Annotated in this window: 19 protein-coding genes and 1 tRNA gene; 11 read left to right on the top strand and 9 right to left on the bottom strand. The window is 33.6% G+C overall.

The features are described from left to right. Positions 1-22: 22 nt before the first annotated feature. Both nusA and rimP read right to left on the bottom strand, forming a co-directional pair. Positions 23-1,255 carry a transcription termination factor NusA gene (nusA, locus tag RH81_RS03110; protein ID WP_033957585.1) on the bottom strand — a complete coding sequence of 411 codons (1,233 nt, stop codon included), beginning with the start codon at positions 1,253-1,255 and terminating at the stop codon, positions 23-25. A 12-nt stretch (positions 1,256-1,267) separates the two neighbouring features. After that, on the bottom strand, positions 1,268-1,732 hold the full coding sequence (gene rimP, locus RH81_RS03105; RefSeq protein WP_033957583.1) for a ribosome assembly cofactor RimP: 465 nt from the start codon (positions 1,730-1,732) through the stop codon (positions 1,268-1,270). A 154-nt stretch (positions 1,733-1,886) separates the two neighbouring features. On the opposite strand from rimP, the gene RH81_RS03100 reads away from it, so the two are divergent. Continuing rightward, positions 1,887-2,711, top strand: a complete 825-nt coding sequence (locus RH81_RS03100; RefSeq protein WP_033957582.1) for a universal stress protein — start codon at positions 1,887-1,889, stop codon at positions 2,709-2,711. A 54-nt stretch (positions 2,712-2,765) separates the two neighbouring features. Here the strand turns inward: RH81_RS03100 and RH81_RS03095 are convergent. After that, positions 2,766-2,838, bottom strand: a tRNA-Gln gene (locus RH81_RS03095). A 149-nt stretch (positions 2,839-2,987) separates the two neighbouring features. Here RH81_RS03095 and RH81_RS03090 point away from each other — a divergent pair. Both RH81_RS03090 and RH81_RS03085 read left to right on the top strand, forming a co-directional pair. After that, positions 2,988-6,383: a glycosyltransferase family 117 protein gene (locus tag RH81_RS03090; RefSeq protein ID WP_033957581.1), complete on the top strand. Its 3,396-nt coding sequence runs from the start codon at positions 2,988-2,990 to the stop codon at positions 6,381-6,383. Positions 6,384-6,389: 6 nt separating this feature from the next. After that, complete coding sequence (locus RH81_RS03085; protein WP_033957578.1) at positions 6,390-7,031, top strand: polysaccharide deacetylase family protein; 642 nt, start codon at positions 6,390-6,392, stop codon at positions 7,029-7,031. Here RH81_RS03085 and RH81_RS03080 read toward each other — a convergent pair. Both RH81_RS03080 and RH81_RS03075 read right to left on the bottom strand, forming a co-directional pair. After that, positions 7,028-7,324 (bottom strand): thioredoxin family protein, encoded by a 297-nt coding sequence (locus RH81_RS03080; protein WP_033957573.1) that lies wholly within the window; start codon positions 7,322-7,324, stop codon positions 7,028-7,030. The genes RH81_RS03085 and RH81_RS03080 overlap by 4 nt on opposite strands. A 54-nt stretch (positions 7,325-7,378) precedes the next feature. Beyond that, positions 7,379-8,608 (bottom strand): metallophosphoesterase, encoded by a 1,230-nt coding sequence (locus RH81_RS03075; RefSeq protein WP_033957569.1) that lies wholly within the window; start codon positions 8,606-8,608, stop codon positions 7,379-7,381. Positions 8,609-8,720: 112 nt separating this feature from the next. Between RH81_RS03075 and RH81_RS03070 the strand changes: the two genes are divergently transcribed. From RH81_RS03070 to RH81_RS03060, 3 genes are read left to right on the top strand one after another with little or no spacing between them, the layout of a single operon-like run. Further along, positions 8,721-11,669 (top strand): GH92 family glycosyl hydrolase, encoded by a 2,949-nt coding sequence (locus tag RH81_RS03070; protein ID WP_033957566.1) that lies wholly within the window; start codon positions 8,721-8,723, stop codon positions 11,667-11,669. A gap of 15 nt (positions 11,670-11,684) precedes the next feature. After that, positions 11,685-13,001: a sugar MFS transporter gene (locus RH81_RS03065; RefSeq protein ID WP_033957562.1), complete on the top strand. Its 1,317-nt coding sequence runs from the start codon at positions 11,685-11,687 to the stop codon at positions 12,999-13,001. Next, entirely contained in the window at positions 12,998-14,002 is a 1,005-nt protein-coding gene (locus RH81_RS03060) for an isoaspartyl peptidase/L-asparaginase family protein (protein ID WP_033957558.1), read from the top strand. Before RH81_RS03065 ends, RH81_RS03060 begins: the two co-directional genes overlap by 4 nt. Here the strand turns inward: RH81_RS03060 and RH81_RS03055 are convergent. After that, complete coding sequence (locus tag RH81_RS03055; RefSeq protein WP_033957555.1) at positions 13,999-15,408, bottom strand: aldehyde dehydrogenase family protein; 1,410 nt, start codon at positions 15,406-15,408, stop codon at positions 13,999-14,001. The two genes, RH81_RS03060 and RH81_RS03055, sit on opposite strands and share 4 nt — an antisense overlap. Positions 15,409-15,781: 373 nt before the next feature. Here RH81_RS03055 and RH81_RS03050 point away from each other — a divergent pair, with 373 nt between their 5' ends. After that, positions 15,782-16,051, top strand: coding sequence for a hypothetical protein (locus RH81_RS03050; RefSeq protein ID WP_152604772.1), 270 nt, complete (start codon positions 15,782-15,784; stop codon positions 16,049-16,051). A 60-nt stretch (positions 16,052-16,111) separates the two neighbouring features. Here the strand turns inward: RH81_RS03050 and cphA are convergent, their stop codons facing one another. Further along, positions 16,112-18,751: a cyanophycin synthetase gene (gene cphA / locus RH81_RS03045; RefSeq protein ID WP_033957549.1), complete on the bottom strand. Its 2,640-nt coding sequence runs from the start codon at positions 18,749-18,751 to the stop codon at positions 16,112-16,114. Between the two features lie 106 nt (positions 18,752-18,857). Between cphA and RH81_RS03040 the strand changes: the two genes are divergently transcribed. From RH81_RS03040 to RH81_RS03030, 3 genes are read left to right on the top strand one after another with little or no spacing between them, the layout of a single operon-like run. Continuing rightward, entirely contained in the window at positions 18,858-19,721 is an 864-nt protein-coding gene (locus tag RH81_RS03040) for a cyanophycinase (protein ID WP_033957547.1), read from the top strand. A 42-nt stretch (positions 19,722-19,763) separates the two neighbouring features. Next, positions 19,764-20,108, top strand: a complete 345-nt coding sequence (locus RH81_RS03035; protein WP_033957544.1) for a hypothetical protein — start codon at positions 19,764-19,766, stop codon at positions 20,106-20,108. Further along, positions 20,074-21,201 carry an HTTM domain-containing protein gene (locus RH81_RS03030; RefSeq protein WP_161791969.1) on the top strand — a complete coding sequence of 376 codons (1,128 nt, stop codon included), beginning with the start codon at positions 20,074-20,076 and terminating at the stop codon, positions 21,199-21,201. The genes RH81_RS03035 and RH81_RS03030 overlap by 35 nt, the downstream gene beginning before the upstream one ends. 20 nt (positions 21,202-21,221) lie before the next feature. Here the strand turns inward: RH81_RS03030 and RH81_RS03025 are convergent, their stop codons facing one another. Together RH81_RS03025 and RH81_RS03020 are read right to left on the bottom strand one after the other, a co-directional pair. Then, complete coding sequence (locus RH81_RS03025; protein WP_033957537.1) at positions 21,222-22,052, bottom strand: GNAT family N-acetyltransferase; 831 nt, start codon at positions 22,050-22,052, stop codon at positions 21,222-21,224. After that, entirely contained in the window at positions 22,052-22,981 is a 930-nt protein-coding gene (locus RH81_RS03020) for an isoaspartyl peptidase/L-asparaginase family protein (protein ID WP_033957533.1), read from the bottom strand. Before RH81_RS03020 ends, RH81_RS03025 begins: the two co-directional genes overlap by 1 nt. 100 nt (positions 22,982-23,081) lie before the next feature. Here RH81_RS03020 and polA point away from each other — a divergent pair, with 100 nt between their 5' ends. Beyond that, positions 23,082-25,943, top strand: a complete 2,862-nt coding sequence (polA, locus tag RH81_RS03015) for a DNA polymerase I (protein WP_033957528.1) — start codon at positions 23,082-23,084, stop codon at positions 25,941-25,943. The last annotated feature ends 9 nt before the right edge of the window (positions 25,944-25,952 follow it).

Raw genomic sequence — 25,952 nt, 5'->3', positions numbered from 1 at the left:
ACTTTACATTGTTAAACTGGTACTATTCTTCGAATTCTTCCTTAAGAATTCTAATAACATCTAATATTGTTTCTTCTTCTAAATCTGTACGTTTTACAAGATCTACAACATCTTGTTCTAAAATACTTTTTGCAGTATCTAAACCTGCTTTACTGAATTCTGCAATAATCCAACTTTCTATTTCATCAGTAAATTCACCCAATTCTACATCTTCCTCAGCACCTTCTCTAAACACATCTATTTCATAACCTGTTAATTGACCAGCTAATCTAATGTTGTGACCACCTCTACCAATTGCTTTAGATACTTCTTCTGGTTTTAACAATACTTCAGCACGCTTTGTTTCTTCATCTAATTTGACAGAAGTCACTCTTGCAGGACTAAGCGCTCTTGTAATAAAAAGATTAAGGTTATTGGTATAATTAATAACATCAATATTTTCATTTCCTAATTCACGAACAATCCCGTGAATTCTAGAACCTTTCATACCTACACAAGCTCCAACTGGATCAATTCTATCATCATAAGAATCTACAGCAACTTTCGCTTTTTCTCCTGGGATACGAACTACTTTTTTAATGGTAATTAAACCATCAAATACTTCTGGAATTTCTTGCTCAAATAATTTCTCAAGAAAAACAGGAGCTGTTCTTGACATGATTATTGCTGGCTTATTTCCTTTTAATTCTACACTTTCAATAATCCCTCTTACGTTTTCTCCTTTTCTAAAGAAATCTGAAGGAATTTGTTTGTCTTTTGGAAGAATGATTTCATTACCATCATCATCCAAAAGTATAATAGCTCTATGGCGAATATGATGTACTTCAGCAGAATATATCTCTCCTTCTAATTCTTTAAATTGCTTATAGATATTAGTATTATCATGTTCATGAATTTTAGAGATTAAGTTTTGTCTTAATGCTAAAATTGAACGACGACCTAAATCAACAAGTTTTACTTCTTCAGCAACATCCTCACCAACTTCAAAATCAGGTTCTATTTTTTGCGCTTCTGATAAAGCGATTTCTTGATTTGGCTCTTCAACTTCATCATCTGCAACTACAATTCTATTTCTCCAAATTTCTAAATCCCCTTTGTCTGGATTGATAATAATATCAAAATTATCATCATCACCATACTTTTTCTTTAAGGCATTTCTCAAAACATCTTCTAAAATCGCCATTAACGTTACACGATCGATTAACTTCTCATCTTTAAACTCTGAAAAAGAATCAATTAACGCAATATTTTCCATTATTCTTATGAATTAAAATTTTATTACAACTTGAGCTTTACTTATCGAGTTATACGATAATTCAGCTTGCTTTTTTACGGTTACTTTTCCTTTACCAATTGGTTTTGGCTCTCTTGCTTTCCACTCCAGAAGAATCTTTTCATCGTCAACTTCTGTTAGTTTACCTTCAATATCTTCATTACTTGTTGTTTTCACGCTAAGTGTTCTACCAATATTTTTCTTGTATTGTCTAATATTAGTTAAAGGTGATGTTGCACCTGCAGACAATATTTCTAAAGAAAAATCTTGTTCTTCTCTATCCAGATTATGCTCAATAGCTCTACTAATAAACATACAGTCTCCTACGAGAACTCCATTATCACCATCTATCACAATCTTAATTGAGTTATCTGCTAAAACATCAAAATCGACTAAAAACAGGTCTTCTCTTTGATTAAGACCTTCTTCTAACAATATTTTTACGGAATCTCTGAACATTTTTAGTATAAAAAGAGCGGACTTTCCGTCCGCTCATTATTCTTATTTCTTCAAACAACGCTGCAAATATACAACAATTTTATTGATTTTACCAAGCTGTGTTATGTCGATTTTTATTATTAAATTTAGGAGATTGTAATCAACCTTAAATTTTATGAAAAAAATATTAGTTCCAACAGACTTTTCTCAAGAAGCTGAAAATGCATTAAAAGTAGCGGCCAAAATCGCTAAAAAGAATGGTAGCGAAATTTATTTATTGCACATGCTAGAAATTCCAATGCAAGAAACTGATGCTGTAAGCTCTTATGCTGAAGTCCCAGAAGTAATGTTTTTTATGAAAATGGCGCATAAAAAGTTTAAAGAAATCATGGATAGCGATTATTTAAAAGACATAACCGTTCATGATATTGTTAAACCGGAAGCTTCGTTTAATGGCGTTGTTGATATTTGTCATGAACAAGGTGCAGATATTATCATCATGGGCTCACATGGAGCTAGTGGTTTTAAGGAAATGTTTGTAGGATCTAACGCAGAAAAAGTGGTTAGAAATTCTGTTGTACCTGTATTAGTTATTAAAAACGATCATGAAGAATTTAGTATAGACGATTTTGTATTTGCTTCAGATTTTAAAAACGATAGCAAAGAAACCTATCGCCAAGCAACAGAATTTGCTACAGCCTTTGGAGCTAAAATCCACCTATTAATGGTGAACACAGCTGGGAATTTCACAACAACTAAAAAAGCGAATGAACGCATCAATGCATTTATTGAAGATTGCAGTTTTAAAAACTATTCCTTAAACATCTATAATGATGACAGTGTTGAAAAAGGTATTTTAAATTTCTCAAAAGATATTGATGCAGATCTTATTGGAATTAGTACTCATGGCAGACAAGGTATTGCACATTTCTTTAACGGAAGTATTAGCGAAGACCTAGTAAATCATGCTAATCGACCAGTAATTACTTTTAAAATTTAAAAACGAAATATTATAAAAAGAAAAAGTCTTCCAAAATTGGAAGACTTTTTTTTGTTGGCCCACTAGGGATCGAACCTAGACTCTTTGGTACCAAAAACCAATGTGTTGCCAGTTACACCATGGGCCAATCTCTTAAAGAGGGTGCAAATTTAGTACAAAGTTTTATTTGTACAAACAAAATCATATAAAATAATCAAAAAAGCATAACGTTTACTTAAAAATTCTAGCGTTTCGTATAATTATTACTAAATTCGCTCGCATAAATAGACCTTGTATATGACACATTTCAACTTCAAGAAATGGAATACCATTTTAGGATGGTTTGCTTTTATAATAGCATTGATTACCTATGCATTAACCATAGAACCCACTGTGAGTTTTTGGGATGCTGGTGAATACATTTTAACCTCTTCAAAGTTGCAAGTTGGACATCCACCTGGAGCTCCTTTGTTTCAAATTTTAGGAGCATTCTTTTCTATTTTTACTTTTGGAAACAATGAGTTAATTGGGATGATGATGAATATGATGAGTGCTGTTGCTAGTGCTTTTACTATTCTTTTCATGTTTTGGACGATAAGTATCCTATTGAAAAAATTAGTTTCTAATGAAGGTGAACTAACTCAAAATGCATCAATAGCAATTTTAGGTAGTGCGCTAGTTGGTAGTTTAGCATTTACATTTACAGATTCATTTTGGTTTAATGCTGTTGAAACTGAAGTGTATGCGATGGCAACTCTAATTATGGCTGTTTTATTTTATTTAGGACTGCGCTGGGAACAAGACATGCACGAACCTAGAGGTCATAAATGGTTAATCTTAATTGCTTTTGTAATTGGACTTTCTTTTGGAGTACACTTTATGGGACTATTAACAATTCCTGCTCTAGGATTGATTTACTTTTTCAAAAATTATCAAAAAGTAACTACCAAAAATTTTATCGTTGCCAATATTGTAGCTGTTGCAATTTTATTATTCATATTTAAATTATTACTTCCTAATGCACTTAAATTATTTAGTGCTTCAGAAATTTTCTTTGTCAATACTATTGGTCTGCCATTTAATTCAGGTTCAATAATTGCAGGTATCGTTTTAATAGCTGCATTTTACTTCGGATTAAAAGAAACAAAAAAAAGAGGCTATAAATACGCCAACACTTTAACCTTGTGTTTAATCTTTATTTTCATCGGGTTTTCATCATGGCTTATGCTACCAATCAGAGCAAATGCCAATGTAATCATTAATGAAAATAATCCTTCAAGTGCTAGAGAACTTTTAGCTTACTACAACTTAGAGCAGTATCCAGAAACACATTTATTCTACGGTCCACTTTTTACCGAACAGTATACTGGTTTAGATGAAAACAATCCTTATGTAGATGACAAACCTAAATATGAAAAAGACTATGAAAAAGGTGAGTATGTAATTGTCAACCAATATAAAAACGCTAAACAAAATTACAATTCTGAGCAAGCAGCAATATTACCACGTATGTGGAGTACAGAACATGCTGAAAACTACATGATGTTTACAGGTTTGCTTGAATTTAAAGTAAAACCAGATTTAGGAATCACCCTTTACAATGATGCATTAGCTCAAGGTTACTCTAATGATGAGGCTAGTCAATATTCAAATTTAAGAGTAAATAGCATTAAAGAACAAGTAAATGAATTTAGGAAAGATGTTATGGAAGGTCAAGTTGATTACGAAGACTATCATAACTTTCTTAAACAATTTGGGCAACAATATTTAGATATTGATAAACCTTCTCTTCTAGATAATTTCTATTACATGATAGACTTTCAGTTAGGCTATATGTATTGGCGTTACTTTATGTGGAATTTTACTGGACGCCAAGATGATCTTCAAGGAAAGTATACTGATTTACACGGTAATTGGATTAGTGGTGTTGATTTTATTGACGAGTTACATCTTGGAATGTCACAGGACAACTTGCCAAGTGATGTTGAAAATAACAAAGCGAGAAACACATACTATTTCCTTCCTTTTATTTTAGGCCTTATTGGATTCTTTTATCTCATGTCCAAAGACCCAAAACGCTTTTGGATGATGTTAGTATTCTTCTTGTTTACAGGATTAGCTATTCAATTTTACACGAATGTCAGGCCATTTGAACCTAGAGAACGTGACTATTCAGTAGTTGGCTCCTTTTATGTGTTTGCTATTTGGATTGGTTTTGGAGTTTACGCCATATATGATCTTTTAAGGACCAAGGTGGCTTCAAAATTTTTAGCTCCTGCAATTACTGTGGTTTGTTTGGTACTAGTTCCTGGGATTTTAGCTGCAAACAATTGGGATGATCATGACAGATCTGATAAATATACTGCAAATGCAATGGCAAGACAGTATTTAGAATCCTGTGCACCAAATGCCATATTATTTACTATTGGAGATAACGATAGTTTCCCTCTTTGGTATTTACAAGAAATTGAAGGCGTAAGAACAGATGTTAGAGTTGTTAATACAAGTCTGTTTCAAACGGATTGGTACATTGATCAAATGAAACGAAAAGCCTACGAAAGTGATCCAATTCCTTCGCAGTTGACGCATGATCAATATAAGTATGGCACAAGAGATTACGTAATGAGACGTGAGATTACTGATGACACCTTGATGATCAAAGAATTCATGAATTTTATTGGTAATGACGATCCTAAGTATAAATTAAAATACATTTTACAACGTGAAGGTGAAGATCCAGCAGGATATCCAACCCAATTACTTAATTCTAACTATTTCCCAACGCGTTTTATTAGAGTCCCTGTCGATAAGCAAACTGTTTTAGACAATGGGATTGTAAAGCAAAAAGATGCGGATAAGATCTTACCATATTTAGATGTTGAAATTAAAGGAAGTGCCTTATACAAAAACAGGTTACTAATGTTAGATATCGTTGCAAATAACGATTGGAAACGTCCTATCTATTTTACAGGAGGTGCTTTTAGTGATGAAGATTATATTTGGATGAAAGATTATCTTCAATTAGACGGTTTATGTTACAAATTAGTACCTATTCAAACAGCAATTGATAGAGCCAACCCATTTGACATGGGACGAATAGATTCTGAATTAATGTACGAAAAAGTAATGTCTTGGGATTGGGGGAATAGTGGTAGTGACGATATTTATCACGATGTTGAAACTCGTAAAAACGGTATTACATATAGAGGTAACCTTGCTCGTTTAGTGGAAATACTTATCAATGAAGACCAATTTGACAAAGCAGAAAACATAGCAGATTTAGCTATGCAAAAAATGCCAGTAGACAAATTTGGATACTATACATTACTTGAACCTTATATTGGTGGTTACTATGAAATTGAAAAAATTGAGAAAGCAAGACAACTGTATCAAGATGTCGCAATAAAATATCAAGAGAATCTTAAATATTATAGCGAACTATCAATCGAGAACCAAACACGATATCTCGATGAAATTGTTTCAGATATTGAACGTTACAGAAGTTTAGTTGATTTGTTGGTAATCTATAATGATAAAGATCTAGCACTTGAAGAAACTGAGAAGTTCAATAATTACTTGAGATTATTTAAACATTTCACAGATGAGGATGAACCTATTCAAGATGACCTATTAAGAGAAGATGTAGATATTGCAAAAGACACAATAGAAAGTATTCTGAATTTAGAACAATAGTGAATTGTGAAAATCACACCAGTTAAAACACCTTTAGTTGCCAAAAAGATGTTTCCAAATTATGTTTGGGACATTCAAACCAACACTAAAGATTTGTATTTATCCTTTGATGATGGACCAATTCCAGAAATCACAAATTGGACTTTAGATTTACTCAAGCATTACAATGCAAAAGCAACGTTCTTTTGTATAGGAGCAAACATTGAAAAACATCCAGATATCTTTCAGAATATCATCAAAGATGGTCATGCTATCGGAAACCATACTCAGCATCACGTTAAAGGTTGGAAAACAAAAACCAAAGCTTATATAACCGAAGTCTTAGAAGCTGAAAAACAAATAGAATTACAACAATTTAAAAGTTCCCTTTTATTTCGTCCTCCTTACGGACAAATAAAACCAAAGCAAGGTAAAAAACTGATGGCTTTAGATTATAAAATCATTATGTGGGACGTACTATCTTTCGATTGGCAGAAAGAAATTTCAGAAGACGATTGCTTAAACAATGTGATTTCAAAAAGTAAAGAAGGTAGTATTATCGTATTTCACGATAGTGTAAAAGCATCAAAAAACATGATGTACGCACTTCCCAAAGTATTGGAATATTTTAGTAAAGCAGGATTTGAATTTAAATCCTTGAGTTTCTAAAGAAATTCTTGAACTATACCAATAAGTGTATTGGCATCTTGTTCTCCACTATGACGCCATTTCATTTCGCCATTTTTATAAATAATAAGTGTTGGTAAGCCTTTCACACGAAGGGCTTCAGCTAACTCCTTGTTTTTATCAACGTCGATTTTTATAACTTTAGCTTTATCACCTAGAGCGGCAGCAACATCTCTCATTACTGGATGCATTGCTGTAGATTGTTCATTCCATTCTGTAAAAAAATCCAGTAAAACAGGAATGTCAACATCTATAAGTTCCCCAAATTTTGACATACGTTTAAACTTTTAAATCAAATATCTATATACAAATATAACATTTCCACGCTATTATGCATTATTTGAACCTTTTTTAAGTGTAATTACAGTAACCTCTGGCCAAATTCCAACACGTCCTGGATATCCTAAATAACCAAATCCTCTATTTACATTTATATATTGTCCTAACTCTTCATAAATTCCAGCCCATTGTTTATATCTCCATTTAACAGGACTCCATTTTATCCAACCCGGAATTTCAATGCCAAATTGCATACCATGTGTATGACCACTTAAGGTTAGATGATAATGGTAATCATCATTTACAACCTCAGCTTCCCAATGACTTGGATCATGACTCATTAATATTTTAAAATCTTCAGCGTTTACTTGCTCAGATGCCTTTTTAAGATCTCCTGCTTTTTTGAATCCGCCTTTTCCCCAATTTTCTACACCTACTATAGCAATTCGTTCCCCATCTCTTTCTAAAAAGCGAGATTCGTTTAATAATAAATCATAGCCCATTTCCTTTTGAAGAGTCTTCAGATCGTCTAAATTCTTAGATTTTTCTTCTTTAGTATCCCAACTCACATAATCACCATAATCATGATTTCCTAAAACAGAAAACACACCATCCTTTGCTTTTAAAGTCCCAAAAAGATTTTTCCAAGGCAACATTTCCGTAGCCTTATTATTTACCAAATCTCCAGTAAACATAATCACATCAGATTTTTGTTGATTGATGAGATCAATACCATATTCTATTTTTTCGCGATTGTCAAAACTCCCAGAATGAATATCACTAATTTGAGTGATTTTATAACCATCAAATGCTTCTGGCAAGTCTTCAAAATGAAGTACGTAATCTAAAACTCTAAATCGGTACTTTCCTCTATACATTCCATACAACAAGGACGCAAAAGGGATAGCAGCTAATCCAAGAGCAACAGTACTTATAAACTTTCGTCTTGATGGCAAGTAGAAAGATTCTTTTGTAGCAAACAACTTGTCATAAACACCAAGAAAAATTCTAATTATATCTTCTCCTATAAGAATAGGAACGATGACTAAATTTAAAGACATGAATGCCAATAAAAAACCAAAGGCATAACTTTTAGCTGGATTAAGAACTCGTCCTTCAGCTCCAATAGAAAATTGATAGATAAAGTTACCTGCAACTATTATAGCGATTGCGATAAAAAGATAATGCAACCAGCTTAGTTTAGTTACTGTTTTAATCGCTTGAAAGCCGTATACTGAAAAAAGAGAATAGATTAAAATGAATATAACCCAACGAATCATACAATGAAGTTTCTTCAAAGATAACGCATTTTAAAAAGGAATTATGAGCATAAAAATTATTTAACGATACGTTAAGATTTAGTATCTTATCAAACGATTTAAAGAATCTTTTATGAAATATCTTTTTTCTATTGTTTTAACTACTTTATTGCTAATTGGTTGTAAAACAGAACCACAAATAGAAACCGCAAAAAAAGACAAAGCACTTATTAATTATGTAAACCCTTTTATTGGTACTGGAGGACATGGTCATACTTATCCTGGAGCCACAATGCCCTTTGGAATGATTCAATTGAGTCCAGACACAAGGCTAGATGGTTGGGATGGTTGTTCTGGTTATCATCATAGTGACAACTACATTTATGGCTTTTCTCACACACATTTAAGCGGAACAGGTGTAAGCGATTATGGAGATATTTTATTAATGCCTACAAATAGCATCAATTTCAATAATGGTAGCGACGGAAAGCCTGGCTATCGCGCTCATTTTTCTCATGACAATGAAACTGCAGAACCTGGTTATTATAAAGTTCTTTTAGATTCAACACATATTGAAGTTGAATTAACGGTATCCAAACGAAGTGGCGTTCATAAATACAGTTATCCATCTCCAGAGAATCAATATGTTATTTTGGATTTAGAACATCGCGATGAATTGTTAGATTATAAAATTCAAATGCTAAATGATTCTACACTTACTGGTTTCCGACATTCAAAAGCTTGGGCAACCGATCAACGTTTGTTTTACAATATTCACTTTTCAAAACCTATAAAAGACATTACCTATCTTGAAGGAGACACGCCTATTTCAAAAAACTATAAATTTATTAGTAAACAGGCTGTAATTGAATTTGACAATCCCACCAATGACCCGGTTTTTATAAAAATTGGTATAAGTGCTGTTGATCAAGAAGGAGCTCTTAAAAATCTTGAAGCAGAAATAGCAAATACATCCTTTGACGACATAAAAACAGAAGCACAGAATTCTTGGGAAACGCAACTCGAAAAAATAGTGATCGAGTCTCAAAACAACGACTACAAAACCAACTTTTATAGCGCTTTGTATCACACTATGATAGCGCCAAATCTTTATCAAGATGTTGATGGCCGTTATCGAGGTATGGACTTAGAAATTCACCAAACTAAAGATTTCGATTATTACACAGTCTTTTCGCTATGGGATACATATCGTGCTGCACATCCACTATATACTATTATCGAACAAGAAAAAACCAATGACTTTATTAATACATTTTTAGCAAAATATGATGAAGGTGGCATCATGCCTATTTGGGATTTAAGTGCCAATTATACTGGTTGTATGATAGGTTATCATGCAGTTCCAGTTATTGCTGATGCTTATTTAAAAGGCATAAATGACTATGATGCTGAAAAAGCATTTGAAGCGATGAAACATTCGGCAACTCGAGATCAACTCGGACTTAAATCTTATAAAACATTTGGATTTATTCCTGTGGAAGAAGAAAGCGAATCGGTGTCAAAAACCTTAGAATACGCTTATGACGATTGGACGATTGCTGAAATGGCTAAAGCCATGGGAAAAGAAGATGATTTTAAAATTTACTCTGAAAGAGCACAATATTATAAAAACATCTACGATCCAGAAACACAATTCATGAGAGGACGTTTCAGAAATACGTGGTTTGCTCCTTTTGATCCTTACGAAGTTAACTTTAATTATACCGAAGCGAATTCATGGCAATATAGTTTTTATGTTCCTCAAGATATTACTGGGTTTACAAATCTTCTTGGTGGAAAAGATAAATTAGAAACGCAACTTGATGAATTATTTACAGCTGAAGCTGAAACTTCAGGACGTAGTCAAGCTGATATTACCGGACTCATCGGTCAATACGCTCATGGAAACGAACCTAGTCATCACATGGCTTACCTCTACAATTTTGTAAACAAACCACATAAAACTCAGGAAAAAGTTCATCAGATACTAACCGAATTATATACCAACGAACCAAATGGTGTTTCGGGAAATGAAGATTGCGGACAAATGAGTGCATGGTATGTGTTGTCTTCTATGGGATTCTACCCTGTAACTCCTGGAAGCAATCAATACATTATTGGAACACCCTTATTTAATAAAGCAACTATTAACTTAGAGAACGGAAAACAATTTTCGATACTCGCTAATAATCTGAGTGATTCAAATATCTATATTGAATCTGCAACTCTTAATGGGAAACAACTTAACGAATCCTATATTTCGCATGAAGATATTATTAATGGTGGCTCATTAGAATTTCATATGACTGACAATCCTGCGATTTGGGGAAGTCTTGACGGCCAAGAACCAAAGACAGAAATTGATAAACACATTATAGTACCTGTCCCTTTTATTGCTAAAGGTGATGTCGCTTTTAAAGGCGAAACTGAAGTTGTTTTAGATAATGTAGATCAAGAGGCTAGCATTTTTTATAGCCTTGATGAATCTGAATTTAAGACGTATGAAAGTCCGTTAAACATATCTGAACCAACAATCCTTAAAGTGTATTCAGAAAAAAACGGAACCAAAAGCGCAACGATTGAAACCAAATTTCATAAAATAGATCCAAATCTTTCCATTAAACTAGAAACAGAATATGCCAATCAATACAATGCTGGAGGCAATGATGCACTTATTGATGGTATTTTCGGAACACAAGATTTTAGAACTGGAACGTGGCAAGGCTATTGGAATGAAGATTTAATTGCTACTGTAGATTTAGGTAGTTTAAAGAACGTCAATATGGTCTTTATTAATTTCTTACAAGATCAACGTTCTTGGATTTTTTACCCAACTGAAATTGAATGTTTTGGTTCGACAGACGGTGTGAATTTCGTACCAATAGATAATAAAATAACAATAGATACAACTATTCCATTTGAAGGTAGTGAAATTAAAAAAGTCTTTTTCAAACAATCATCTAAAAAATTTCGATTTATAAAAATCATAGCTAAAAAACTAGGCGAACTTCCCGAATGGCATTTAGGCTATCCTCATGATGGAAGAAGCTGGATTTTTGTAGATGAAATAACAATTAAATAAACACTAACTAACCATATGAACCAACAAAGATCCTACCGCTCGTCTTTTATTCTTTTAACTACATTGTTTTTTCTTTGGGGATTTATTACAGTTCTCGTAGATTCTTTAGTTCCAAGATTACGCGAACTATTTACACTAACTTACGCTCAAGCAATAATGGTTCAGTTTGCATTTTTTGGTGCTTACTTTGTACTGTCTGTACCTGCGAGTTACATTCTCTCAAAAATTGGTTATAAAAAAGGAATCATTTTAGGACTAATAACTATGGCCTTAGGCTGTTTACTATTTTATCCTGCTGCCTCGTATCGTATCTTCGGAATATTTATTCTTGCTTACTTTATTTTAGCTGGAGGAATGACAATTTTACAAGTGGCAGCCAATCCTTTTGTAGCTGTTTTAGGCTCTGAAGATGGCGCTTCAAGTCGATTAAATTTATCACAGGCTTTCAATTCTTTGGGAACTGCAATTGCTCCTGCTATTGGTGCACTATTTATATTAAGTGATACGATAAAAACTAAAGATGAAATTGCATCACTCACTGAAACCGCAAAAGAAACATATCTAGCATCTGAAGCATCAGCCGTTCAAATGCCGTTTTTAGGATTAGCTGTTTTCATCATTTTTATTGCCGGGATTTTTATGTTCGCAAAACTTCCAAAACTGATAAGCGAAAAATCTGAAGGAAGCTACTCTGAAGCATTTAAACAAAAAAACCTAATGCTCGGTGTTCTAGGAATCTTCTTTTATGTTGGCGCTGAAGTGTCTATTGGTAGTTTCTTAGTTAACTATTTTCAAGACATGAATATGGTTCCTCTCATTAGAGAAAGTCCAGTACTCATGAACATTGCAGATACAGTTGCTACCATTTTCTTTAAATCGTTAGATGGTGCAGATGATAAAGCATTACTAGGAATTTTTGTAATCTTTTATTGGTCTGGAGCTATGATTGGACGTTTTGTAGGTTCTTATTTGACCAAAATTATGAAACCAGGAAAAGTACTAGGTATTTTTGCTAGTATCGCTATTTTGTTGATTATCATTTCAATATCAAACACAGGTTTAATTTCTATGTGGAGTATTTTAGCTGTAGGATTATTTAATTCTATTATGTTTCCAACCATTTTCACATTAGCAATTGATGGCATAGGTGATTTGAAACCAAAAGGTTCTGGATTGTTGTGTATGGCAATAGTTGGTGGCGCAATCATTCCGCTTATTTGCGGTAATTTAATTGATGACCTCGGATTTAAATTAGCCTTTTTATTCATTACCATATGCTATGGTTATATCTTTTGGTATGGCTATAAAAACTCTAAAAAAACAATCTCATGAAACGAAGAGATTTTATTAAAAATGCCTCACTCACTGGAGTAGGACTTACAGTTGGGGGCTCAATCCTTAATTGTGCTGAAAACCTTTCAGAAAAAACCAAAAACGAAACGACTATGGCTTTAAATAAAAATAAAACTCCAATCGCGATATGTACTTGGGGATTTGTAGCTGCAAATGCTAAAGCTGGTGAACAACTCTTTAAAGGATCAAAAGCACTTGACTCTGCTATTGCAGGTGTTGCAATTGAAGAAGAAAATATTAAAAACACTACTGTTGGTAAAGGTGGTGCTCCAGACAGAGAAGGAAATGTAACGCTTGATGCTTGTGTTATGGATAGCAATGGCGATTGTGGTTCAGTATTATGTGTAGAAAACATAACTAATGTTGCTGAACTAGCTAAACGTGTCATGACGGAAACACCACATGTCATTCTCGCTGGTTTAGGAGCTGAAGAATTCGCCTATCGTCAAGGTTTTGAAAAGGATAACCTCCTAACTGAAGACTCAAAAAAAGCATGGGAAGACTGGTTAAAATCACCGGAATACAAACCATTAATAAATATTGAGAACCATGATACTATAGGAATGTTATGTCTGGATAAAGATGGAGATATTGCTGGTGCTTGCACAACATCTGGATTATCTTATAAAATGAAAGGTCGTGTTGGTGATTCTCCAATTATTGGTTCTGGATTATTCATTGACAATGAAATTGGTGGCGCAGTAGCAACAGGAATGGGTGAAGAAGTATTAAAAACAGTCGGCAGTTTTTTAATTGTTGAATTAATGCGAAACGGAATGTCTCCTCAGGGCGCTTGTGAAGAAGCTGTAAGACGAATTACAAGTAAAAATGATCGATACAAAGATTTTCAAATTGCATATATAGCAATAAATAAGTCAGGTGAGGTTGGCTCCTATTGTATTCATAAAGGGTTTACTTATATGAAATATCAAAATGGAGAGAATAACAATATCCATTCTGATTATTTTGATAAGGCCTAAAACCACTTAATCGTTGCCTTCACTAATTTCTCTTTAAATTTAGTATAAGGTGGGAATAACAGATTCAAAGGTCCTACAGTATGTCTTTTTAATACTGAACGTGCATTTGCAAATTCTTGAAAACCAAAAAACCCATGGGCTTTTCCAATACCACTATTATTTGAACCTCCAAATGGTAAATTATGATTGGAATATTGTAACGCATTACTATTCACACAAGTACTTCCTGCTCTTGTGTTATTAATTATAGTATTTATAAACTTTCTATTCTTAGCATAAACATATAAGGCTAGTGGTTTTTCTTTCGAATTAATATAGCTTACGACCTCATCTGCGGATTTATATGTTTTTATAGGAAGAATTGGTCCGAAAATTTCTTCATTCAGTAATAAAGCATCTTCATCTAAATTTGAAATCAACGTAGGAGCAATATAATTTGATGCTTCTTCGTAATCACCTCCTAATTCAATAATAGCGTTGTTAGTTTTAGCATTTTCAATATAAGACACCAATCGCTTAAAATGCTTATTATTCACAACCCTACTGTAAGATCCTGAAGTCATTGGGTTTTCAGAATAGTACTCTTTAGCCTTAGCCTTAAAAGCTTCTACAAATTCGTTTTTAATAGATTCGTGAATTAATACATAATCAGGTGCAATACAAGTTTGACCATTATTTAAAAATTTTCCCCAAACTAAATTCTGAACAGCTGCTTTAATGTTTGTTGATTCATGAATGATTGTTGGAGACTTTCCGCCTAACTCTAGAGTAACAGACGTTAAATGTTTTGCGGCTGCAGACATTACCATCTTACCAACTGCAGGTGAACCCGTAAAAAATATATGATTAAACGGCAGTTTTAAAAGCTCTTTCGATACTTCCACTTCGCCTTCAACAAGTGCAACCTCATTTTCATTAAACACGTCTTTTACAATCTTGGCCATGATTGCTGACGTATTTGGTGTCATTTCTGATGGTTTCAAAATAACAGTATTACCAGCAGCAATTGCAGACACTAAAGGCCCAAAAGTTAAATTTACAGGATAATTCCAAGGTGATATTATTAAACAAACACCTTTAGGCTCGTATTTAATATAGGAAGATGTTCCTAATAAGGTTATTGGCGTTTCAACACTTTGATTCTTTAACCAGGACTTTAAATTAGAAATGGCATATTTAATATCCTTAACTACAATATAGATTTCTGTGAGATCGGTTTCTAGCTTAGGTTTTTTAAAATCTTTATAAATCGCTTCAATTATGTCATACCTATACGTCTTTTCAATTGCTAGTTTTAAAGCTTTCAATTTTTTTATACGCTCTTTATAAGTGGAATTACCAACATGAAATTGATTCTCTTTTTGTGTATTGAATAGGGTTGCGTAGGTATTATCAGAATAGTTCATTGTATGTCTTGAAAGAGCAGAAAGATACAACAAATTCTTATGCTCCTGTGTGATTGATTACAATCTAACCTTATCGATAAACGGTCATTCCTGTACAATTAATGCCTGTAATACCTATATACAAAGGATTTCTAGAAAGCAGTGTCATTTTTCACGTTGAAATGCACGTCAAAAAACCACTTATCTGAAAAATATACCACTTAATCTGTAACGTATTTACTGGGCTATAAGCCGATTTTGTGCATTTCGTCGATGTTTTTTACGAACGAATTCATCTTAACTAATAAAAAAACACATTTGTCTAATTTATTCATTCTCACTTCGAATGTTGCGTTTCTTTGACATGAGTTTAAAATTAATGCCCCAAGCAATTATGAAAAAAGTTTTAACAATATTAGCGATTACATTATTACCTTTCTTATCTATAGGACAAGAGGTTAATACAGATATCAAGAACAGTGATACTATTGAAACAGTAATTGAAAAAAGCGAAACTCAAACAATTAAGAACGAAACAACTGCAGCTTCTGCAATTAAAGCTCAGGTTATTAAAATTAACCGTAAAAAGAGTATCGATGTTATTAGCATTAAAGCTTACAGAAAAAGTTTACGTATTAAAGTAAAAGAAGTAAGAGTTTGTTAATAGACAAAAAATATCATAAAAAAACCCGAAACAATGTTTCGGGTTTTTTTATGACTATACTTAAACTAAATTCAACTCGCCTTTTGCTTCTAGTTCTTTAAACTTCTGAACTAATTCCAATGCATCAGGAATCACATCACTACATAATACAATGAGTGATCCTTTCACGGCATTTTTTACAGCATAAGTAATAGCTTCTTTTTCAGATGGAATAATAGTAGTTTTCTTATTAGGATCTTTCATCTTAATTCCGTCATTCAACATCTTAATAAGTTCTTCTTCAGTTTTTCCACGTAGGCGTTTATCTTGACGAATAATAATTTCATCAAACATTTCGGCAGCTATTCCTCCCATTTCATTATTATCTTCAACACGTCTATCACCAATTCCCGCAATAATTCCAACTTTTACAGTCGCATCTAATTCTTCTGTAAAATTCTGAAGTGCCCTCATTCCTGCTGGATTATGTGCATAATCTAATAAGATGGTAAAATTGTTAAATTCAAACATATTTAAACGTCCAGGTGTTTGTGTAGCCGACGGAATAAAAGTTTCTAGACCAGCTTTCATATCTTCTATGCTAATGCCTTGTACATGTGCGGCAAGAACAGCAGCCAATACATTTTGTATCATGAATTTCGCTTTTCCACCATAAGTTAACGGAATGTTTTCAGCCTTCATTAAACGCATTTTCCATTCTCCTCTGCAAATCGTTACAAATCCATTTTCATAAATCGCAGTAATACCATTCATACGTTGTAGAGCCTTAACATGTGGATTATTTTCATCCATAGAGAATAATGCTACATTACACTCTAAATTACGACGCATATCATATACTAAATCATCATCTGCATTTAAAATAGCATAACCATCTGGTAAGACAGTTTCGGGCACAACAGCTTTCACTTTTGCTAATTGTTCAATCGTATGAATTCCTTTTAAACCTAAATGATCTGCAGCTACATTAGTCACAACAGCTACATCACATTTTTTAAATCCAAGACCTGCTCTTAATAAACCACCTCTTGCGCACTCTAAAACTGCAAAATTTACGGTTGGATCTTTAAGCACAAACTCTGCACTGGCAGGACCTGTACAATCACCAGTCATTAATAATCTATTTTGAATATATACACCATCACTGGTAGTATAACCAACGCGATACCCTTTCATTTTAGCAATATGTGCAATTAATCGAGTTGTTGTTGTTTTTCCGTTAGTACCAGATGTTGCAATAATAGGAATACGTCCTGTTTCTCCTTTAATAGGAAACAGTTTCTCTATTACAGGAGCTGCAACATTACGTGGCAATCCACTTGTTGGCGCTAAATGCATTCTAAATCCTGGTCCAGCATTGACTTCCAGTACTGCTCCTCCAGTTTCCGATAGTGGCTTAGAAATATCAGTCGTCATAATATCAATTCCGCAAATGTCTAAGTCTATAATTTTAGAAATACGTTCTACCATACTTACATTAGAAGGATGGATGATATCTGTAATATCTTCTGCAGTTCCTCCTGTACTTAAGTTAGCTGTATCTTTTAAAATAAGTTGTTCACCTTCAGGAATAACCGAATCTAAGGTATAACCTTCATCTTTAATAATAGTTTGTGTTAACTCATTTGTAGTTATTTTAGTCAACACATTTTCATGTCCAAAACCACGACGCGGATCACTATTCACTTTATCTATGAGTTCTTGAATTGTAGATTTTCCATCACCAATAACGTGTGCAGGAGTACGTATGGCTCCAGCAACAAATACATTATTAATCACTAACAATCTATAATCCTCACCTGTTATGAACTTTTCTACGATAATAGCTCCACTACGTGAGCTTTCCTTTGCATGTCTAAAAGCGACAATTGCATCATCAAGATTTTGAATGTCTACAGTAATGCCACGACCGTGATTTCCATCAACTGGCTTTATTACTAGTGGATAACCAACATAGCGACATGCCTCTTCTAAGCTACGTTCACGGCGAATAATATCACCACGAGGCACTTCAACTTCTGCTTGTTCTAATAAATATTTTGTGTCTTCTTTATCACAAGCTAACTCTACACCAATACTACTTGTTTCACTAGTAACAGTTGCTTGAATTCGTTTTTGGTTGGCACCATATCCTAATTGGCATAATGAGTATTTATTTAATCTAATCCAAGGGATTCCACGAGCTTCGGCTTCTTCTATTATAGAACCAGTACTTGGACCTAATCGATCAGCTTCACGTAATTCACGCATTTCTTGTATATCCTCAGATAAATCATAGGCCTCACCTGCGATTAGAGCTTCACAAATTTTTACAGCAGATTTTGCTGCAAAACGCCCTACAGATTCTTCCATATATGAAAACACAACATTATAAACGCCTTCTTCACCATAACCTCTAGTTCTTCCAAAGCCAGTATCCATACCAGCAAGTGTTTGTATTTCTAAGGCAATATGTTCGATTATATGACCCATCCAAGTGCCTTCATCAACACGCATAAAAAATCCACCTTCACAACCTTCAGAACAACGATGGGAATACATACTTGGGAACATTTCTTTTAAGCGTTCTGGAAAGCCGTCAATTTTATCGGATGGCAATTCTTCCATTTCTTCAAGATCAAGAACCATTACTATTAATTTATGACGTCTAACAGACCAATAATTTGGTCCTCTCATGGCATTAATCTCGCGTATTTTCATGTTAGTTAGTTTTAATTTAAAATTTGTGAAAGATTATAAATATAGTATTTTTCAATAGAAAATTTAGTTTATTTTTGTCCAATATTTAAACTAGAGGAACATTTTTATGTTGACAAATAAAGGAACACTAATCCCTATTGGTGGAAATGAGGATAAGGGAATAGAAGAGAATGAACAATATACTTTAGAGTTTATTGATGATGGTATTTTATACCATGTGGTAAGAGAGGCTGGAGGAATTGATGCTAAAATTATTGTCATCCCAACAGCATCAAGTATTCCTGTAGAAGTTGGAGAAAACTATTTAGAAGCTTTTTCTACTTTAGGTTGCGAAAATGTAACGGTTCTTGATATTAGAAGTAAAGAAGACTCTGAAAAACAAATCTCTATTGATCTTATAAAATCTGCAGATTGCATTATGTTTTCTGGCGGAGACCAATCTAAAATTACAAATAAAATTGGTGGAACAACTATTCATGATATTTTATTAGAACGTTATAAGAACGAAGAAGGTTTTGTGATCGCAGGTACGAGTGCTGGTGCCATGGTAATGGCAAATGAAATGATTGCTGGTGGAAGCGCTACAGAATCTTTCGTTAAAGGCGCTGTTAACATGTACAAAGGTTTAGGATTGATTCCTGAATTAGTTATAGATACTCATTTTATTCGTCGTGGTCGCTTCGGAAGACAATCTGAAGCTGTAGCAAAACATCCAAATCTTTTAGGAATTGGACTTGCTGAAGATACAGGCATGATTATCAAAAACGGAAACGAATGTACCGTAATTGGGTCTGGAATGGTCATTGTTTTTGATGGAAGTAAGTTAACTCACAATAACGAAAAAGTTCTTGAGGAAGGTACACCTATGACGATTGCAAATCTTACAGTTCATGTGCTTTCTAATGGTGATAAATATGACATTAAAAATAGAAAAGTTACAGTTCTTCCAATTGAAGCTCCTTTTATCTAATAATTTTGTAATCTCATACAATTTCTTATAGATTTGAATCTTATGAAAACCAGGTTTTTTATAGGAATCCTTTTTATCTTACTTCAAGTGAGCTCCGTTGTTTATGCTCGTTTTATTCCAGAGCGTTTTTTTTGTTGGGCACCGTATGATACACATGTAAATTTTGAGGTTTTTGTAACTATTGATGGAAAAACACTTTCTACAGAAGAAACTGTTGCTCGATACCATTATAAAATGAATGGTTGGGAACAACGCTCTATTGATAATATCTTCTCATTGATTTCACAATATGAACTTACTTATGGTAAATCTGATAATGCCCAAGTACTTATGACATATTCTATTAATGGTCATGAAGAAAAAGAATGGAGATTTGAACATGAATAGTATTTCAGCATTCATATTAAGACCATTTCAGTTTGAAGGCACAAAATTGCATCCAAACGTATTATTGATGTGTAAACTATTAGTCATATTAATAACTGCGCATCACATGTTTTTTAAAATATCAGATCCTTTTATCCCTTTTATTCCCGCTTTAGATTGGTTTAACGAACATCCTAATATTTTTAAATATACGTTTAGAACTTTATACGCTATAAGTGCTTTTTCATTGCTATTCAATTTTAAAGTTCGGACTGCAGCTATCGTTACTGGCTTAGTCGTAATCCTAGGTATTCTAGCCTCAAAACCTTTGTTTTTTAATCATTTGTTTATTTGTGGCTGCGCTTTATTTTTAGCTGGATTGACTAATGATAAAGAACCTCCTTACCTGTTAATATTTCAATTAAGTTTAGTTTACTTTGGCGCATCAATTAATAAATTTATTGAACCAGACTGGTGGTCTGGAGCATTTATGGATACTTGGCTAGGAACTGCGCGACAGAATCCTGTGTATTTATACATTTCAGAATTATTACCAGAAATGCTTTTTGCAAAACTATTATCATATATCGCAATGTTTACTGAATTTGCCATTGCTATTTTAATCCTGTTCAAAAGAACTAGAAACTTAACCCTTTGGTTTATTATTATTTTTCACCTGTCTTTATATACGTTAACATCTTCTAGATTTGGTCATTTTATAGATTCATTAGCCTATATTCTATTGGCATTTTTAAGTATCCCAAAAGAACAAATGATTGTGAAGTACAAATCGCAATCTTCAGATAAACTAAAACAATTCTTTAAATTTCTAGATCGAGACAGAAAACAAGTCTGGTCTCCTTTATCTTCTGAAAGCTCACATTGGCTAAGCCTTCAAACCAAAGACAAAACGTTATATAATCATGATGCATTAAGAGACATTTTTTTATATACTCCCAACTTTTTTATGCTTATCACATGTATTGATATGGCATTGTATGTCGTGCTCTATAATCATAGAACAGCTCTATTTATAATAAATATGATTTTTATATGGAGTGTTATTTTTTACTTTTTACCTGTAAAATGGCAAAGAAAAAAAGACGCTAAGTAGCAATTTTTATTAGTAGAAAATCAAGATTCATTTTCTAAGCATAATTCCATTTCATATTGGTTAACCGTGTTTTTTAAACCTGCATTTTCTAAAGCAGAAATTTTTTTACCAAGCCTATCATCAACATTTATAATCCTAACTTCTTTTGAGATCGATTGAACAGCCTGAAGTAATCGTTTCCAATTTCCTTTTTTATTTTGCAGTACTTCGAGTTGGTTTATAGTTCCATTTTCTGTGTTAATCGAAAAAAATGATTCTACTTTATTTTCATTGTAAACATTATAATAATTAGAATTCCCATTCTCTAAACACTTATAATGGAAGTCCCACGAGTATTTGTTTTGATTAGGAATTTGTTCCCAAGGAACTTCATGAAATGCTATTTCCTCAACTTCTAACTGACTTTCACCTACTAATAACTCACCGCTAAAACATTTAAACGTCTTACAAATTGTAAAACCGACGCCTTCATACGCTTTTACAGCTTTTTCGTTTACCATAATCACTTCAAGCACACTTATTGTAATTCCGTTGTGTTTTAAATCTGGAATAGCATACTCATAAATAGCCTTCACTATTTTTTGTCCTCTGTATTTGGGAATCACTCCAGTTCCTGTATTGAATGCAATATGTTCGCCATGACGTTGATCAATCCCATGGATAATAAATCCAACTAGTTGGTCGTTATCAAACATACCATAAGACAAATTGAAGTCAACTTTAGCCGCTTTCCATCTTTGTTTATAGAAGTTGTAATCTGTAGGCATTTCCACAAAATAATTTTCAAACGCAGACAGAAAACATTCCATTATAGTATTGAAATCTGTATGTCCTAAATGCCTAACAATCATTATTTATATATAGAAATTTCTTCGTTCCCTTCTGAAGTTTTACTTGCGCGATACATACCTTCCGTATTAAAAGGCATTGCTATATTACCTTCAGAATCTACCGCAATCAATCCACCATCGCCACCAATTTCAAGAATACGTTTATGAATCACTTCTTCTGAAGCGGCTTTCAAACTCATGTCTTTATGTTCCATCAAACAGGCCACATCATAAGCGACAACACCACGAATAAAAAACTCACCACTTCCAGTACAAGAAATCGCACAGGTTTTATTATTAGCGTAATTTCCTGAACCAACCATCGGACTATCACCAACGCGTCCCCATTTTTTATTAGTCATTCCTCCTGTAGAGGTTGCTGCTGCAATATTGCCTTCTTGGTCACAAGCGACAGCGCCTACTGTTCCAAATTTTGAATCTTTTTTTGTAGAATGATCCAACTGAAAACTATCAGTATCTTTTATTTCTAACCATTGTTTATGGCGAAATTCATCATAGAAATAATCATCATTTTCTAGAGTATAGTCTAGTTTTTTTGCAAACTGCATCGCACCTTCTCCTGCCAAAAACACATGTTCACTTTTCTCCATCACATCACGAGCCAAACTTACTGGGTTTTTAACACCAGAAATTAAACTCACAGCTCCTGCATTTAATGTTTTACCATCCATAATGCTCGCATCCATTTCATGAGATTCAGTCGCAGTAAAAACAGATCCTTTTCCAGCATTAAATAACGGAGAATCCTCCAAAACTTGAACTGCAACCTCAACAGCTTCAATTGCCGTTCCACCTGCATTCAAAATGGCGTAACCTTTATCAAGTGCTGCTTTTAAATCGTTTCTATATTTGGCTTCTAATTCTGAGGTCATCATCCCTTTTACTAAAGTACCAGCTCCTCCATGAATTGCAATCGAAATTTTTTTCATTCCATCAATTTTTACTTCGGAAATTTACAAATTGTAGTTCAATTTGTTCCATATAAACGCATAAGTTTTTGTAGCTTTATAGACTTCAAAATTATATTTCATGTCAGATCAAAAACGTTTATTTCTTGTTGATGCTTACGCGCTTATTTTTCGTGGCTATTATGCTTTTATTAAAAATCCACGAATCAATTCTAAAGGCGAAGACACCTCAGCTATCATGGGTTTTATGAACTCTTTGTTAGACGTTATTAAGCGTGAACGACCAGATCATTTGGCGGTTTGTTTTGATAAAGGCGGAAGTGCAGATCGTGTAGAAATGTATCAAGAATACAAGGCCAATCGTGATGCAACTCCTGAAGGTATTAAAACTGCTGTTCCCTATATTCTCGAAATTTTAAAAGCCATGCATATTCCAATCATGGTGAAAGAAGGTTATGAAGCTGATGATGTTATTGGAACCTTAGCTAAAAAAGCAGAAAAAGAAGGTTATAAAACCTTTATGGTCACACCAGACAAGGATTTTGCTCAACTCGTTTCCGAAAATATTTTCATGTACAGACCAATGTTTGGAGGTGGTTATGAAACTTGGGGAATTCCTGAAGTACAAAAGAAATTTGAAGTCACAGATCCTTTACAAGTCATTGACTTTTTAGGAATGATGGGAGATGCATCAGATAATATTCCAGGACTTCCAGGTGTTGGTGAAAAAACAGCTAAGAAATTTTTAGCGGCTTATGGAAGCATGGAAAACTTGTTAGCCAACACACATGAGCTCAAAGGAAAAATGAAAGAAAAGATTGAAGCGAATGGTGAATTAGGTTTACTCTCAAAGAAACTAGCAACCATTATGTTAGATGTTCCTGTAGAATTTAATTTTGATGATTTTCAAATGGAACAACCTGATATTCCTAAAGTCACAGAAATTTTTCAAGAATTAGAATTTAGACGATTAATTGATAATTTTAATAAAACATTTTCTGCGGTAGCGACTGCGCCTAAAACTCAAACAACAGATTCACCTGAAACTAAAACCACAGAAGAAAAGCCAAAAGCAACTCCAAAAGAACAAAAATCTGCAGGAGCAGGACAGTTTTCATTATTTGGTGGTGGAGAGGAAACGACAACAGAAACCGTCTCAGAATTTACGCGCAAAACTGCTGAAAACACATCACATTTTTATCAGAGTATCGCTTCAGGAATGGCAACTAAACTATTCTTGAAAAACCTGATGAATCAAACGTCTGTATGTTTTGATACAGAAACTACTGGACTTAATCCGTTAACAGCAGAACTCGTTGGAATTTCTTTTTCTTGGGAAACTGGAAAAGGATTTTATGTTCCATTTCCAGAAGATAAAACCGAAGCACAAGAATTAATTGAAGTCTTTCGTCCGTTTTTTGAAAACGAACAGATTGAAAAAATTGGTCAGAATTTAAAATATGACATCAAAGTCTTAGCAAAATACAATATTGAAGTCAAAGGAAACCTCTTTGATACTATGTTAGCGCATTATTTAATTAATCCAGATATGCGACATAATATGGATGTGTTGGCAGAAACTTATCTCAATTATACACCAATTCCAATTGTAGATCTCATTGGTAAAAAAGGAAAGAATCAATTGTCGATGCGTGATGTTCCGTTAGAAAAGCAAACCGAATATGCCGTTGAAGATGCTGACATCACATTACAGTTAAAAGAACACTTCGAAAAAGAATTAGGTGAAGCCAATATCAAAACATTATTTAATGATATTGAGATTCCGTTGTTGCGTGTTTTAGCGACCATGGAATTAGAAGGTATTAATCTAGACATAGGCTTTTTAAATTCTTTATCTGAGCAACTCAATACTGACATTGCAACACTTGAAAAAAGCATTTATGAAGCTGCAGGTGAAGAATTCAATATTGCGTCTCCAAAGCAATTAGGAATCATCCTATTTGAAAAACTAAAATTGGTCGACAAGCCTAAAAAGACCAAAACTGGACAGTATAAAACAGGAGAAGACATCTTGTCTTACTTAGCAAAAGATCATGAGATTATTCGTAATATTTTGGATTATCGTGGACTTGCAAAACTAAAAAGCACCTATGTGGATGCTTTGCCTTTGCAAGTGGATGATTCAACTGGTCATGTGCATACCGATTATATGCAAACCGTTGCAGCAACAGGTCGATTGAGTAGTAATAATCCAAATTTACAGAACATTCCTATTCGTACCGAACGTGGTCGTCAGGTTAGAAAAGCATTCGTTCCAAGAAATGAAGAGTTTACTTTACTTGCTGCCGATTATTCGCAAATTGAACTACGTATAATTGCAGCTTTAAGTAAAGAAGAAACCATGATTGAAGCCTTTAAAAATGGTGAAGATATTCATGCGTCAACAGCTTCAAAAGTGTTTGGTGTGCCGATTTCTGATGTCACTCGTGATCAACGTAGCAATGCGAAAACAGTCAACTTCGGAATCATTTATGGCGTGTCTGCTTTTGGATTGAGTAACCAAACAGACTTATCACGAGGTGAAGCCAAAGAACTCATTGACACCTATTATGAAACCTATCCGAAATTGCGTGCTTACATGAGTGAGCAAGTTGATTTCGCAAGAGATAATGGTTACGTACAAACCGTTTTAGGTCGTCGTCGTTATTTAAAAGATATCAATTCTCAAAACGCCATTGTTCGTGGTGCTGCAGAGCGAAATGCTGTCAATGCTCCTATCCAAGGAAGTGCTGCAGATATCATTAAAATTGCGATGATTAATATTTATGACAAATTGCAATCTGGTGATTTTAAATCGAAGATGCTTCTACAAGTACATGATGAATTGGTGTTTGATGTGTACAAACCAGAACTCGATGCGATGAAAACACTCATCAAAACCGAAATGGAAAGTGCTTACAAATTGGAAGTGCCTTTAGATGTTGAAATGGATATTGGTGATAATTGGTTGGAGGCGCATTGATTGTAAATC

The sequence above is a fragment of the Psychroserpens jangbogonensis genome (assembly GCF_000797465.1).
Lineage (GTDB): Bacteria > Bacteroidota > Bacteroidia > Flavobacteriales > Flavobacteriaceae > Psychroserpens > Psychroserpens jangbogonensis.
The sequence above is the reverse complement of the archived record's forward strand: the minus strand, read 5'-3'. Positions and strand labels throughout refer to the sequence as shown.

What these genes read in the sequence shown, in the direction of transcription:
- nusA (WP_033957585.1), bottom strand. Translation starts at nt 1,255, where the DNA reads ATGGAAAATATTGCGTTAATTGATTCTTTTTCAGAGTTTAAAGATGAG.
- rimP (WP_033957583.1), bottom strand. Translation starts at nt 1,732, where the DNA reads ATGTTCAGAGATTCCGTAAAAATATTGTTAGAAGAAGGTCTTAATCAA.
- RH81_RS03100 (WP_033957582.1), top strand. Translation starts at nt 1,887, where the DNA reads ATGAAAAAAATATTAGTTCCAACAGACTTTTCTCAAGAAGCTGAAAAT.
- RH81_RS03090 (WP_033957581.1), top strand. Translation starts at nt 2,988, where the DNA reads ATGACACATTTCAACTTCAAGAAATGGAATACCATTTTAGGATGGTTT.
- RH81_RS03080 (WP_033957573.1), bottom strand. Translation starts at nt 7,324, where the DNA reads ATGTCAAAATTTGGGGAACTTATAGATGTTGACATTCCTGTTTTACTG.
- RH81_RS03075 (WP_033957569.1), bottom strand. Translation starts at nt 8,608, where the DNA reads ATGATTCGTTGGGTTATATTCATTTTAATCTATTCTCTTTTTTCAGTA.
- RH81_RS03070 (WP_033957566.1), top strand. Translation starts at nt 8,721, where the DNA reads ATGAAATATCTTTTTTCTATTGTTTTAACTACTTTATTGCTAATTGGT.
- RH81_RS03065 (WP_033957562.1), top strand. Translation starts at nt 11,685, where the DNA reads ATGAACCAACAAAGATCCTACCGCTCGTCTTTTATTCTTTTAACTACA.
- RH81_RS03060 (WP_033957558.1), top strand. Translation starts at nt 12,998, where the DNA reads ATGAAACGAAGAGATTTTATTAAAAATGCCTCACTCACTGGAGTAGGA.
- RH81_RS03055 (WP_033957555.1), bottom strand. Translation starts at nt 15,408, where the DNA reads ATGAACTATTCTGATAATACCTACGCAACCCTATTCAATACACAAAAA.
- RH81_RS03050 (WP_152604772.1), top strand. Translation starts at nt 15,782, where the DNA reads ATGAAAAAAGTTTTAACAATATTAGCGATTACATTATTACCTTTCTTA.
- cphA (WP_033957549.1), bottom strand. Translation starts at nt 18,751, where the DNA reads ATGAAAATACGCGAGATTAATGCCATGAGAGGACCAAATTATTGGTCT.
- RH81_RS03040 (WP_033957547.1), top strand. Translation starts at nt 18,858, where the DNA reads ATGTTGACAAATAAAGGAACACTAATCCCTATTGGTGGAAATGAGGAT.
- RH81_RS03035 (WP_033957544.1), top strand. Translation starts at nt 19,764, where the DNA reads ATGAAAACCAGGTTTTTTATAGGAATCCTTTTTATCTTACTTCAAGTG.
- RH81_RS03030 (WP_161791969.1), top strand. Translation starts at nt 20,074, where the DNA reads ATGAAGAAAAAGAATGGAGATTTGAACATGAATAGTATTTCAGCATTC.
- RH81_RS03025 (WP_033957537.1), bottom strand. Translation starts at nt 22,052, where the DNA reads ATGATTGTTAGGCATTTAGGACATACAGATTTCAATACTATAATGGAA.
- RH81_RS03020 (WP_033957533.1), bottom strand. Translation starts at nt 22,981, where the DNA reads ATGAAAAAAATTTCGATTGCAATTCATGGAGGAGCTGGTACTTTAGTA.
- polA (WP_033957528.1), top strand. Translation starts at nt 23,082, where the DNA reads ATGTCAGATCAAAAACGTTTATTTCTTGTTGATGCTTACGCGCTTATT.